This is a genomic window from Bizionia saleffrena, assembly GCF_008086175.1.
Taxonomy (GTDB): Bacteria; Bacteroidota; Bacteroidia; order Flavobacteriales; family Flavobacteriaceae; genus Bizionia; species Bizionia saleffrena.
Genome location: NZ_VSKM01000056.1, coordinates 1 through 723, shown reverse-complemented (window position 1 = coordinate 723; position 723 = coordinate 1). Strand labels below are relative to the sequence as shown.

Sequence of the window (723 nt, the reverse complement as noted above, 5' to 3'; positions counted from 1 at the left end):
CATCTGTTACTTCTATTGTACTTGATGGATCGAACGTATCATTATCTAAGACATCAATAGCAACTGCTGTATCCTCATCCGTTGTTACTGTATCGTCATTTGCATCATCGCTTGGGTTTACCGTTACTGTTACTGTTGCTGTTTCTGTGGTTGTAGTTCCATCAGGGTTGGTTACCGTTACGGTGTAATTAAACGTATCCGTTCCGTTAAAGTCAGAGTCTGGTGTGTACGTTACTGTGCCGTCAGGATTAATAACTACAGTTCCGTTTGCTGGAGCTGTTACATTTGTTACTTCATAGTCCGTTCCGTAAACTCCTTGGAAGCCATCATTATCTAAGACATCTACAGTTACTGCTGTGTCTTCTGGCGTAGTATTTGTATCGGCTACAATATCTGCAACTGGCGTTACCGTAATGGTTTGGTTGGCTGTAGCTGTTTCTGTACCATCAGTAATGACATATGCAAAGGTCTCCGTACCATTGTAATTATCACTCGGTGTGAACGTAATAACACCTGCTGCATCTATATTCACTGTTCCATTTGGAGTCGTGATAACTTGCACTGTTCCTGGTGTTAATAAAGTTCCATTTATAGAAACAATGCTTAAAATATCACCATCAATATCACTATCTAAATCTAATGGTGTTAATATTACTGTACTTTCTTCTGAAACGGTATAATTATCGTCTACTGCTACTGGTGCATCATTTACTGGCGTTACTT

The 723-nt window shown here is 39.6% G+C and carries 1 protein-coding gene; it reads right to left on the bottom strand.

The window, feature by feature from the left end; translation table 11 throughout:
* Positions 1 to 723, bottom strand: a 723-nt coding sequence (locus tag ES676_RS14580) for an Ig-like domain-containing protein (protein ID WP_148371054.1), incomplete at both ends; no start/stop codon positions are given.